At 74.0% G+C, this 10,298-nt stretch carries 11 protein-coding genes, 1 tRNA gene and 1 pseudogene; 2 read left to right on the top strand and 11 right to left on the bottom strand.

Annotated features, from left to right (window positions below; all coding sequences use genetic code 11):
• The 7 genes and pseudogenes from NWP09_RS09015 to NWP09_RS08985 form a co-directional block, all read right to left on the bottom strand.
• Positions 1-214: pseudogene (locus NWP09_RS09015) on the bottom strand (hypothetical protein); the annotation flags it as partial.
• Positions 211-1,443 (bottom strand): CpaF family protein, encoded by a 1,233-nt coding sequence (locus NWP09_RS09010; RefSeq protein WP_258275184.1) that lies wholly within the window; start codon positions 1,441-1,443, stop codon positions 211-213. The pseudogene NWP09_RS09015 and the gene NWP09_RS09010, both read right to left, overlap by 4 nt.
• Positions 1,444-1,533: 90 nt before the next feature.
• Entirely contained in the window at positions 1,534-2,457 is a 924-nt protein-coding gene (locus NWP09_RS09005) for a hypothetical protein (protein WP_258275183.1), read from the bottom strand.
• A 40-nt stretch (positions 2,458-2,497) separates the two neighbouring features.
• Positions 2,498-3,202 (bottom strand): flavodoxin family protein, encoded by a 705-nt coding sequence (locus NWP09_RS09000; protein WP_258275182.1) that lies wholly within the window; start codon positions 3,200-3,202, stop codon positions 2,498-2,500.
• A gap of 89 nt (positions 3,203-3,291) precedes the next feature.
• Positions 3,292-4,065: an SDR family NAD(P)-dependent oxidoreductase gene (locus tag NWP09_RS08995; RefSeq protein ID WP_258275181.1), complete on the bottom strand. Its 774-nt coding sequence runs from the start codon at positions 4,063-4,065 to the stop codon at positions 3,292-3,294.
• A gap of 111 nt (positions 4,066-4,176) precedes the next feature.
• The gene (locus NWP09_RS08990) at positions 4,177-5,082 is read right to left on the bottom strand and encodes a 3-hydroxyacyl-CoA dehydrogenase family protein (RefSeq protein ID WP_258275180.1); all 906 of its coding nucleotides are present in this window, start codon (positions 5,080-5,082) and stop codon (positions 4,177-4,179) included.
• A gap of 81 nt (positions 5,083-5,163) precedes the next feature.
• A complete protein-coding gene (locus tag NWP09_RS08985; RefSeq protein ID WP_258275179.1) occupies positions 5,164-5,961 on the bottom strand; it encodes an SDR family oxidoreductase in 798 nt (265 codons plus the stop codon).
• A 71-nt stretch (positions 5,962-6,032) separates the two neighbouring features.
• Here NWP09_RS08985 and NWP09_RS08980 point away from each other — a divergent pair.
• Positions 6,033-6,115 (top strand) — tRNA-Leu (locus tag NWP09_RS08980).
• 25 nt (positions 6,116-6,140) lie between these two features.
• On the top strand, positions 6,141-6,863 hold the full coding sequence (locus NWP09_RS08975; protein WP_258275178.1) for a DedA family protein: 723 nt from the start codon (positions 6,141-6,143) through the stop codon (positions 6,861-6,863).
• A gap of 48 nt (positions 6,864-6,911) precedes the next feature.
• Here the strand turns inward: NWP09_RS08975 and NWP09_RS08970 are convergent, their stop codons facing one another.
• Genes NWP09_RS08970 through NWP09_RS08955 form a run of 4 tightly spaced genes read right to left on the bottom strand, consistent with a single transcriptional unit; the run spans position 6,912 to position 10,078 of the window.
• A complete protein-coding gene (locus NWP09_RS08970; RefSeq protein ID WP_258275177.1) occupies positions 6,912-7,565 on the bottom strand; it encodes a metal-dependent transcriptional regulator in 654 nt (217 codons plus the stop codon).
• Complete coding sequence (locus NWP09_RS08965) at positions 7,546-8,382, bottom strand: metal ABC transporter permease (protein ID WP_258275185.1); 837 nt, start codon at positions 8,380-8,382, stop codon at positions 7,546-7,548. The genes NWP09_RS08970 and NWP09_RS08965 overlap by 20 nt, the downstream gene beginning before the upstream one ends.
• 50 nt (positions 8,383-8,432) lie before the next feature.
• Positions 8,433-9,179, bottom strand: a complete 747-nt coding sequence (locus NWP09_RS08960; protein ID WP_258275176.1) for a metal ABC transporter ATP-binding protein — start codon at positions 9,177-9,179, stop codon at positions 8,433-8,435.
• Complete coding sequence (locus NWP09_RS08955) at positions 9,176-10,078, bottom strand: metal ABC transporter solute-binding protein, Zn/Mn family (RefSeq protein ID WP_258275175.1); 903 nt, start codon at positions 10,076-10,078, stop codon at positions 9,176-9,178. Before NWP09_RS08955 ends, NWP09_RS08960 begins: the two co-directional genes overlap by 4 nt.
• Between the last annotated feature and the right edge of the window lie 220 nt (positions 10,079-10,298).

Here is a 10,298-nt window from a genome sequence, read left to right as displayed (position 1 = left end):
GCGCGAGCGCGACGCCCGCGGCGAGCACGCCGCCGAGCACGCACACCGCGGCGAGCGCAAGGCTCGGGACGCCGTCGAGCCCCGCGAGCGCGAACCGGTCGCGCAGACGGCCGGCCGCACGCGGATCGACATGCCGCCCGCGCTTCGGCCAGAGCCAGGGACTGACCGCGAGCACGAGGCCGAGCCCGAGCAGGGACCCGAGGAGCCACGTCATGCGCGGGCTCCCGCGAGCAGCGCCGCCGGGTCGGCGCCGATGGCCGCGAACTTCGCGGTGCGGGCCGGGTGCGACCCGGTCGGCTCGAGCAGCCCGTCGCGCAGCGCGAACAGCGTCGACGCCTCGATGACGCCTCCCGTCACCTGGCCGGTGGGCGCCAGGATCTCGACCGCGCGACGGTTGCCGCGAGCGTCGATCGCGAGGTGCACGACGAGGTCGATGCACTGCGCGACGGTCGGCACGACGAACCCTGCATCGATGTTGCGGCCGGCGAGCAGCGGCAGCGTCGTGAGCTTCCCGAGCGCATCACGGGCGGAGTTCGCGTGGATCGAGCACATGCCCGAGACGCCGCAGTTGAGCGCGACGAGCAGGTCGAGCGCCTCGGCCTCGCGCACCTCGCCGACCACGAGCCGGTCGGGGCGCATGCGCAGCGACTCCTTCACGAGCCGTCGGAGGGAGATCTCGCCGGTTCCCTCCAGCGAGGGCTGCCGGCACTGCAGCCCGACGATGTCGTCGACCGGCGGGTCGAGCTCGAAGGTCTCCTCGACCGTCACGACGCGCTCGCCGGGTCGGACCGCCGCGAGCAGGGCGTTGAGCATGGTGGTCTTGCCCGCGTGGGTCGGGCCGGAGACGAGGATGTTGCACCCCGCGATCACGGCCTGGCGCAGGAACTGCGCCGCTTGCTGGCTCAGCGCGCCCCGCTCGACGAGCGCGGTGAGCGACGCGAGCCGGCGCGAGAACTTGCGGATGTTGATCGACATCGCGCCGCGCGCGACGTCACCGCTCGCGACGTGGAGGCGCGAGCCGTCGGGCAGCGATGCGTCGACGAACGGCGTCGAGAGGTCGACGCGTCGCCCGGTGGTCGAGAGCATGCGCTCGACGAGGTCGCGCACCTCGTGCTCGGTGAGCCGCAGCGGCAGCTGCTCGGAGACGCCGCCCCGCGCGCAGAAGACGCGGGAGCCGTGGTTGATCCACAGCTCCTCGATCTCGGGATCGTCGAGATAGGGCTGGAGCGGCCCGTAGCCGCTCACCGCCGCAAGCACGTCGCGCTCGGCCTGTCGCTCGTCGGCGAGCATCGGCACGCTGCCGCCGAGCGAGCGCTCGGCGTAGGAGCGCACCGCGTCGCGCACGTAGCGCTCGGCGAGGTCGCCCGATCGCGCGAGGTCGACACCGTCGCGGCGCACCCGCGCCCGCACGGACGCGGTGATCTCGGCGACGGCCTGGCGCATGCGGCCAGTGAAGCCGAAGGGGCCGCCGGGCCGCGGAAGTTCTCCACAGCGAGGCCCGTGCGCCGGAGCGGAGGATGCGGTCGGGGTGCGTCAGCCGTCGGCCCAGCGCAGCACGCGCAGCGCCTTGAGCGTGATCCAGCGGCTCGGCTCGCCCGGCCGGCCGTAGTCGTTGATCGCATCGCCGCCGTGCACGACGTCGAGCGCCCACGTGCCGTCGTCGCGGCGCTTCGAGCGCACGAGGTCGAGCGCCTCGCGCATCCGCTCGTCGACAGGCGCCCCGACCGCGCGGAAGTGCTCGAGCGCCCGCAGCACGTCGTACTCGTGGCGCGGCGGGAACGCGAGCTGCACGTACGTGGCCTTCGGGATCTCGCCCGTCGAGCGGCGCCGCATGAGGTGCCGCTCGAGCAGGTACTCCTCGCCGCTCGCGCGCGCCTCGGCCACCCGCGGGTCGTCGTGCTCGCGCCCATACGCCGCGAGCGCCTCGAGCACGCCGATCGTCGTGTCGAACGACGAGCGCACCGAGCCGTGCTCCTGCTCGCAGTTCCAGCCGCCGTCGGCCATCCGCTCCCCCAGCAGCCGCTCGACGATCGGGTCGACCTCGACGCCGAAGTAGAGGGCGTTCGTCACGAGCGCCGCGTTGATGCACGGCTCGACCTCGCCCTCGAAGAACGGCTCGTCGTCGTACTCCCAGCGCGTGACGCGCGCGACGTCGTCGATCGCCTCCCGCACCGCCGCATCCGCCGGGTCGACGCCGAGCAGCCGCAGCTCCGTGAGCACGTGGGCGGTGGATGTCCACGGCTGGCCGGGCAACACCGGCTCGGCCTTCGGGAAGTGCGCGCCGCCCGCCCACTGGCCGTCGGCCCCGCGGGCGGCGAGCAGCGCCGCACCCCACCCCTCCCGGGCGACGCGGGAGCGCTCGCGCGCCACCGCATCCGCGTCGGCGTCGAGCAGGTCGGCCATCACCTGCCAGCGGATCGCGGGGTCGGCGTCGAGCAGCCACTGCGTCGTGTCCATGGCGCCACCCTGCCCGAGGCCGCCCACACGCGCCAGGCTGCTAGCGGTACTCGGGGTTCTGGAAGCCGAAGCGCTCGCCGCGCTCCCACGCGTTGCGGTCGTTGCCCTCGCTCGGGATGCCGCCGCGCAGCATGCGAGCGACGTGCAGGAGGTTCCACGCCATGATCGTGATGTTGCGCTTCGTGAAGTCGTTGTCGGCGCCCGCGCGGGAGCCGTCGTCGAGCTCGTCGCCGTAGGAGGGGCCGGGGCCCGCCTCCCCCACCCAGCCCGCGTCGGCCTGCGGCGGGATCGTGAAGCCGATGTGCTGGAGCGCGTAGAGCACCTCACGGGCGACGTGCTTCATGCCGTCCTCGTTGCCGCCCACGAGGCATCCGCCGACCTTGCCGTAGAAGATCGACTGGCCGTGGGCGTTCAGCTCGCCCGACTCGGCGTAGAGCCGCTCGATCACCCGGCGCGTGACGCTCGAGGCGTCGCCGAGCCAGATGGGGGTCGCGAGCACGACGATGTCAGCGGCGAGCACCCGCTGCCAGAGCTCGGGCCACGCGTCCTCGCTCGCGCCGTGCTCGCGCATGTCGGGCTGCACGCCCGGCGCGAGCGCGTGGTCGACGGCGCGCACGACCTCGACCTCGACGCCCTGCTCGCGGAGGATCCGCGCGCTCGCCTCGATGAGGAGGTCGGTGTGGCTCTCGCCCGGGGAGGGCGTGAGCGTGCCGTTGAAGTACAGGGCGCGGATGGGGTCGGTCATGCGCCCCACCGTGCCACGAGACGCTGAGGGGCACCACGTGCGATGTGCCTGTGGTGCCCCTCAGCTGCGTCAGCGCGGCGCGGCGCTGCTCACATGGCGCCGGTGTAGCCGCCGTCGACGTGGATCGTGGTGCCCGTGACGTACGACGAGGCGTCGGAGGCCAGCCACAGGCTCGCCTGCGCGATCTCGCGCGGCTGCGCGAAGCGGTGGAGCGCCGAGAGCTGCTTCGGGTACTCGACCGGGTCGAGGCCGAACTGCTCGATCGCGCCCTGCAGCATCGGCGTGTCGACGGCGCCCGGGGCGACCGAGTTGACGCGGATGCCGTGCGGGCCGTTCTCGACCGCGGCGGTCTTCGTGAGCGCGTTCACGCCGTGCTTCGCGGCGTTGTACGCGACGGTCTGCGGCTGCACGCGGAACCCGGAGGTCGACGAGATGTTGATGATCGAGCCGCCCTCGCCCTGCGCGAGCAGCTGACGCAGCTCGTACTTGAGCGTGAGCGCGGTGCCCTTGAGGTCGACCGACATGAGGCGGTCCCAGTACTGCTCGTCGATCTCGGAGACGAGGTTCTGGTCGGGCGTGAGCGCCGCGTTGTTCACCGCGACGTCGAGGCGGCCGTACAGCTCGACGGCCTTCGCGACCATCGCCTCGACCTGCGCCGCGTCAGAGATGTCGACCTTCACGAACTGCGCCTCGCCGCCGGCCTCGCGGATGTCGGCCGCGACGGCCTCGCCCTTCTCGGCGTTGAAGTCGGCGACGACCACCTTCGCCTTCGCCTCCGCGAACAGGCGGGCCGTCGCCTCGCCCATGCCCATCGCCGCGCCGGTCACGATCGCGACCTTGCCCTCGAGAACGGGGAACGTCATCTTCGGATCCTCTCCACACGGGGCGGCGTCCCTCGTCGCCCGCTTCACCGTGGGATCAACGCGGCGCCCGCGCAGGTATTCCAAAGTTGAAGAACCAAGCGGGGGCTCGCGTCAGGTGGGGGACCCCTCCCCGGCCGACCCGCGACCCTCGAGCGCCGGGTCGGTCGCGTCGAGCTGCACGCGCGCCTCGAGCAGCGCCGCGAGCCGGGCGGCGAACCGCACCGGCGCATCCGCGTCGTGCGCGAAGAACCCCTGCCCCGACTTCGCGCCCAGCTCGCCCGACGCTGCGCGCTCGCGCAGCATCGCGGGGGCGGCGGATGCGCCGGAGAGCGTCGGGAAGATCCCGTCGGTCACGCTCGTCCACACATCGAGCCCGCCGAGGTCCATGACCTCGAACGGGCCCGCGAGCGCCCAGCGCGGCCCGAGCCCCGCCGTCACGACCGCGTCGACCTGCTCGGGGGTCGCGACGCCGCGCTCGACGAGGTGCATCGCCTCGCGGTAGAGCGCCGCCTGCAGGCGGTTCGCGATGAAGCCCTCGACCTGCTCCGCGAGCGCGACGGGCGCCTTGCCGGCCTCGGCGAGCAGCGCGACCATCCGGTCGACGGTCGCCTGCGGCGTCGCCGGCCCGGGCACGACCTCGACGAGCGGCACGGTGTCGGCGGGGTTGAAGAAGTGCGCGATCACGAGCCGCGACGGGTCGCGCATGCCCGCCGCGAGCGCCGCGACGTCGATCGACGAGGTGTTCGAGGCGATGATCGCCTCGCGGTTGGCCGCCTCGACCTCCGCGAGCAGCGCGCGCTTGAGCTCGAGCCGCTCGGGCGCCGCCTCGAGCACGATCGTCGCGCCGTCGACCGCGGCCTCGACCGAGTCGCACGGGGATCCGCCGGCCGACTCGGCGGCGCGCGCCGCCGCATCCGCTCGCACGTCGAAGACCCGCACGTCGTGGCCCGCGCGCCCGAGGACCCGGGCGATGCCGGCGCCCATGATGCCCGCGCCGAGCACCGCGATCGACTCCACCACTGCTGCCTCCCCGTCCGGCGCGCGCCGGTCCCCCAGAGGATGCCACAGCGGGTCGCGCGCGGCGATCGGCGCCGCTGATCAGCGGTTGGCGTCGCTCGTCGGCTCGAGCCGACCCTCGGCATCGCGCCGGTCGAGCCGCGCCATGCTCCAGCCGCCCAGGAGCCGGTCGGGGATCACGGGCACGAGGGGCGCGGTGAGCCGGTAGCGCCAGTCGCTCACGACGACGCTGCGCCCCTTGCGCAGGCCCCGCAGCCCCTCGCGCGCGGTCGCCTCGACGCTCGCCCAGATGATGTCGGGGGTGCCCGAGCGGTCGATGCCGAGCCGCTCGTGGAACTCCGTCTTGAGGAAGCCCGGCAGCAGCGCGGTCGCACGGATGCCGTCGGCTCGGTAGCGCGCCGCGATCGAGCGGGAGAACGTGATCGCGTGCGACTTCGCCGCCGAGTACGTGCCGTTCGGCATGCGCCCCGCCATGCTCGCGACCGTCAGGATGCCCCCGCGCCCGCGCTCGAGCATGCCGGGCAGCGCCGCGTGCGCGAGCCGCATCGGCGCCCACACGAGCAGGTCGAGCAGCCGCCGCTCCTCATCGATGCGCGAGACGTGGAAGTCGGCGAGGATGCCCGTGCCGGCGTTGTTGACGAGCACGTCGATCGGGCGGTCGCGATCGGCGACCCGCGCCGCGACCCGCTCGAGGTCGTCGGCGACCGTGAGGTCGGCGACGAGCACCTCGGTCTCGACCGGGAGGGCCGCCGCGACCTCGCGCAGCCGCTGCTCGTCGCGGGCGACGAGCACGAGGGAGAAGCCGTCGGCGGCGAGCTGGCGCGCGAGCTCCGCGCCGAGGCCCGCCGTCGCGCCGGTGACGAGTGCGCGCATGTGCATGCCGCCACTGTGGCAGACGCGCCCGAGCGCGGGAGCAGGCCGCGAGCGCCGCTACGCTGGTGCCACCCCACGCGGGAGTGGTGGAATTGGCAGACACGCAGGATTTAGGTTCCTGTGCCCTCGTGGCGTAGGGGTTCAAGTCCCCTCTCCCGCACTGCGAACCGTCCCGAGGAGCGCCCGTGCCCCCGCTGCCCACCGAGCTCCTCATCGACGTCGAGGGCCTCATCTCCGGCGCGGGCCCGTGGGCCCTGCTGCTCGTGTGCGCGATCGTGTTCGTCGAGACCGGCCTGCTCGTGGGCTTCCTGCTGCCAGGCGACACGCTCCTCGTGATCGCCGGCATCCTCTCCTACACCGGCGTGATCCCGCAGCCGATCTGGCTCGTGATGCTGTGCATCTGGGCGTGCGCGGTCGCGGGCGACCAGCTCGGCTACTTCATCGGCCACAAGTCGGGGCCGCCGATCTTCCAGCGCCGGTCCTCCGGCCTGTTCTCGCATCGCACGATCGAGCGCACGAACCGCTTCTTCGTGCGCTACGGCGCGGCGGCCGTCATCATCGCGCGCTTCATCGGCATCGTCCGCACGTTCATGCCGGTCGCGGCAGGGGTGGGGCGGATGCCGTGGCCGCTGTTCCTGCGGCTCGACGTCCTCGGGGGGCTGCTGTGGGGCGCGGGCCTGCCGCTGCTCGGCTGGGGCGTCGCGCACATCCCCGGGGTCGCGGAGGTCGTCACCGAGTACATCGACCTCGTGCTGCTCGGCGTGGTCGCCATCGCCATCGTGGCGATCGTCTGGCACGCGATCCAGTCGCGCCGCGAGGTCGCGCGCGAGATCCGCGAGGGCACCGCGGCCGGGCCGGTCGAGACGCTCGACCTCTCGGGGACCGGCACCTCGGGGCTCGAGCGCTGAGCGCGGGGCTCGAGCGCTGAGCGCGCCGGGCGACGCGCACCGCGCGCGTCAGGCCTCGAGCCAGATCGCGCGCGCGACGTCGGGGCCGACGTCGACGGTGCCGCTCGACGAGCGCACCTGGATCGAGCCGGAGTAGGGCTTCAGGCCGAGCACCGTGAGCGGCGCGTCGAGCGCGACGCCCGCGTCCGCGAGGAAGCGGAGCATCGCGGGATCCTCGTCCGAGATCCGCACCACCGCCCCCTCGTGCCCCACCGGCGCATCCGCGAGCAGCACCGCGTCGGGTCGCTGCACGGTGCCGTCGGCCGCCGGGATCGGGTCGCCGTGCGGGTCGCGCACCGGGTCGCCGAGCGAGGCCGCGATCGAGTCGAGCAGCCGGTCGCTCAGCGCGTGCTCGAGGATCTCGGCCTCGTCGTGCACCTCGTCCCAGTCGTAGCCGTGCCGCTCGACGAGCCACGTCTCGACCACCCGGTGCCGGCGCACCTGCCGCACCGCGAGCCGCCGGCCCTCGTCGGTGAGCTCGACCGCGCCGTAGGGGCGGTGGTGCACGAGGCCCGCGGCCGCGAGCTTCTTCACCATCTCGGTGACGGTCGAGTTCGCGAGCCCGAGCCGTGCGGCGAGCTGCGAGGGGGTCACGGGGTCGGGCTGCCACTCGGTGTGGTGGTAGATCGCCTTGACGTAGTCCTCAGCCGCTGTCGACTGCATGGCGCCTCGCTCTCGTCGATCGGCTCCTCGCCCACCGGATGACGAGCCCCCGCCGGGGCCCGAACAGCAACGCTAGCCCGAACGCGAGGCCCTGGGTCAGCACGACCGCGCCGCCCGGCGAGATGTCGGCCCAGAAGGCGGCGATGAGCCCGACCATCGACGCGACCGCCGTGACGCCGACCGACCACGCGAGCAGCGCATCCCACCGCACCGCGATGAGCGACGCCGTCGCGCCGGGGATCACGAGCATCGCGACGACGAGGATGATGCCGACCGCCTGCAGCGCGGTCACGACGGTGAGCGCGAGGGCCCCGAGGAGCACGGCGTGCAGCAGCCGCGGCCGCAGCCCGATCGCGTGCGCGTGGCCCGGGTCGAACGCGACGAGCGTGAGGTCGCGGCGCAGCACCACGAGCGTCGCGCACACGATCGCGCCGACGATGAGCACCTGGGCGATGTCGGCGTCCGAGACGCCGAGCACGTTGCCGAACAGGATGTGCTGCAGGTCGGTCTGCGCAGGGGTCACCGAGACGATCACGAGCCCGAGCGCGAACAGGGTCGTGAACACGACGCCGATCGCCGCATCCGCCTTGATCCGCGAGGCCGCGCGCACGCCGCCGATGAGCGCGACCGCGCCGATGCCGAACACCGCCGCACCGAGCGCGAAGGGCAGCCCGAGGATGTACGCGAGCGCGACGCCCGGCAGCACCGCGTGCGAGACCGCGTCGCCCATGAGCGACCAGCCCATCTGCACGAGCCACGTCGACAGCAGCGCGCACGTGACGGCGGCGACGAGCGTCACGAGGATCGCGCGCAGCATGAAGCCGTAGGTGAATGGCGCGAGCAGCGCGTCCCAGACGGTCGCGTCCGTCACCGCTCCTCCCCCGCCGGGCCCGCGCCGAACGCGGCGGCGATGCGCTCGGGCGTGAGCGCCTCCTCGGGCGGGCCCTGGTGCAGCAGCCTGCCCCGCAGCAGCAGCACGGTGTCGACGAGCTCTGCGACGCCCGAGAGGTCGTGGTGCACGATCACGACCGTGCGGCCGCGCTCGCGCAGGCCGCGGAGCACCTCGACGATGCGCGCCTCGCTCGTGCGGTCGACGCCCGCGAACGGCTCGTCGAGCAGCAGCAGCTCCGCGTCCTGGGCGATCGCCCGCGCCACGAACGCGCGCTTGCGCTGCCCGCCCGAGAGCTCGCCGATCTGGCGGTCGGCGAGGTGCGCGATGCCGAGCAGGGCGAGCGCCTCGTCGACCGCCGCGCGGTCGGCGGCACGCGGGATGCGCAGGAGCCCCATGCGCCCGTAGCGGCCGGTCGTGACGACGTCGCGCACGGTCACGGGGAAGTCCCAGTCGACGCTCTCCGCCTGCGGCACCGAGGCCACGAGACCCGCGCGGCGCGCCTCGGCCGGCGTGCGCCCGAGGATGCGCACCGTGCCCTCGTGCGGCACGCGCTCGAGGATCGCCGCGAGCATCGACGACTTGCCGGAGCCGTTGACGCCGACGAGCCCGGTGATCTCGGCGGTGCGGATGCGCGCCGTCACGTCGGCGAGGGCCCGCACGTCGCCGTAGTGCACGCCGAGGCGCTCGACGACGATCGCGTCCCTCGGGGTCTCGCGGCTCATCCGCCCAGCCCCTCGAGGATCGCGTCGACGTCGTGCTCGATGAGCGCGAGGTAGGTGGGCGCCGGGCCGTCGGCCGTCGAGAGGGAGTCGACGTGCAGGCTGCCGTCGAAGCGCGCGCCGGCCTCGCGCGCGATCTGCTCCTGGGTGCCCGGATGCGTCGTGGACTCGCAGAACACGGTCGGCACCTGCCGCTCCTCCACGATCGCCGCGACCTCGGCGATCGACTGCGGGGTGCCCTGCCCGCCCGCGTTCACGGGCCACAGGCTCGCCTCGTCGAGGCCCGCGTCGCGCGCGAGGTAGCTGAAGGCGCCCTCGCACGTGACGAGCACGCGGTGCCGCTCGGGCAGCCGCGCGACGCCCGCGCGGAGCCGCGCGCCGAGCGCGTCGAGCCGCGCGGTGAGCGCCGCGGCACGCGCGTCGACCGCCGCGCGCTCGGCCGGCACGAGGTCGCCGATCGCGACGCGCAGCGCCTCGACGTAGCGGGCGCCCTCGGACGGGGCGACCCACGCGTGTGCGTTCGGGCTGCCGGAGTAGTGGCCGCTCTCGATCGGGATGGGCTCGACCGCGTCGCTCAGCACGACGTGCGGGGCGTCGGCGCGCTCGACGAGGGTGAGCAGCCACTCGTCGATGCCCCAGCCGTTCGTCACGACGAGGTCGGCGCCCTCGGTGCGCACGAGGTCGCCGGGCGTCGGCTCGTAGTCGTGCACCTCGACACCGACGCGCGTGAGCGACTCGACGCGGGCGGCGTCGCCCGCGACCTCGCGCGCGATGTCGGCGATCACGGTGAACGTCGCGAGCACGAGCGGGCGCTGGTCGCCGGCGGACTCGGCGCTTGCCCCGGGCGTCGCGCAGCCGCTCAGCGCGAGGCCGACCGCGATCGCGGCCGCGACCCCAGCCACTGTCCTTCGTCCACCCGCACCCAAATTTTTCGGCACACCGAAATCATGCCACGCGAGCGAGGGCTCGGCTACCTGGACCCCAGATCGGCAGGCGGACCCCAGATCTCGGGTCCCCCTGCCGATCGCGGGTCCCGCGAGAGCGGCGGAGGAGCGAGTCGCGGCCGCGGGCGCGGCGGTGCGGGCGCGCTGCGGGGCGGGCGCGCGCGGTGCGGGCGTCAGC

Source organism: Agrococcus sp. HG114 (assembly GCF_024723325.1).
Classification (GTDB): Bacteria; Actinomycetota; Actinomycetes; order Actinomycetales; family Microbacteriaceae; genus Agrococcus.
Note: the sequence above shows the minus strand (reverse complement) of the source record. Positions and strands in the feature narration are given on the sequence as shown.

What these genes read in the sequence shown, in the direction of transcription:
- NWP09_RS08985 (WP_258275179.1), bottom strand. Translation starts at nt 5,961, where the DNA reads ATGCACATGCGCGCACTCGTCACCGGCGCGACGGCGGGCCTCGGCGCG.
- NWP09_RS09010 (WP_258275184.1), bottom strand. Translation starts at nt 1,443, where the DNA reads ATGCGCCAGGCCGTCGCCGAGATCACCGCGTCCGTGCGGGCGCGGGTG.
- NWP09_RS08995 (WP_258275181.1), bottom strand. Translation starts at nt 4,065, where the DNA reads ATGACGTTCCCCGTTCTCGAGGGCAAGGTCGCGATCGTGACCGGCGCG.
- NWP09_RS08970 (WP_258275177.1), bottom strand. Translation starts at nt 7,565, where the DNA reads ATGCAGTCGACAGCGGCTGAGGACTACGTCAAGGCGATCTACCACCAC.
- NWP09_RS09000 (WP_258275182.1), bottom strand. Translation starts at nt 3,202, where the DNA reads ATGACCGACCCCATCCGCGCCCTGTACTTCAACGGCACGCTCACGCCC.
- NWP09_RS08965 (WP_258275185.1), bottom strand. Translation starts at nt 8,382, where the DNA reads ATGCTGCGCGCGATCCTCGTGACGCTCGTCGCCGCCGTCACGTGCGCG.
- NWP09_RS09005 (WP_258275183.1), bottom strand. Translation starts at nt 2,457, where the DNA reads ATGGACACGACGCAGTGGCTGCTCGACGCCGACCCCGCGATCCGCTGG.
- NWP09_RS08960 (WP_258275176.1), bottom strand. Translation starts at nt 9,179, where the DNA reads ATGAGCCGCGAGACCCCGAGGGACGCGATCGTCGTCGAGCGCCTCGGC.